Origin of the sequence: Bacillus sp. SIMBA_026 (genome assembly GCF_046535335.1) — a bacterium.
GTDB lineage: Bacteria > Bacillota > Bacilli > Bacillales > Bacillaceae > Bacillus > Bacillus velezensis.
The window spans coordinates 1-381 of sequence record NZ_JAWRWX010000045.1; the positions used below are offsets into that span (position 1 = coordinate 1).

Annotated in this window: 1 protein-coding gene; it reads right to left on the reverse strand. The window is 61.7% G+C overall.

Annotated features, from left to right (window positions below):
• The coding region (locus SB847_RS20595; protein ID WP_410578421.1) for an ANTAR domain-containing protein at window positions 1-381 on the reverse strand (381 nt) is incomplete at both ends.

Below are 381 nucleotides of genomic sequence, written 5' to 3' on the forward strand. Positions count from 1 at the left end.
TGGATGCCGTCCGCAAGATGGTGAAGGCCTCGTCCTGGCTGCAGTGGTTTTGGGCCATGATCGCGCCGATAGCCAAGTCAATTACCGTGCGGGACTGCATTGCCGCCGCCAGGTCATTGCGCGCGTCGCTGAGCTGCGCGATTTTCAGGGCAAGCCGGAGCGATTTGGCGGCATGGGAGGCAAAGACTTCGGCGCGTTCCACGTCGCTCTGGTCAAAAGCATTGGGTCGCTCGGAGTAGAGATTAAGCGCGGCGCGGGTCTCTTCCTCCACAAGGAGAGGCACGCTGAGGATCGAGCGTAGCCCTTGCTCTGCGGCTGCCTGGACGTAGTCGGGCCAGCGAAGTTCATTCTGGAGATCAGGAACCAGGACGGCGGACAGCT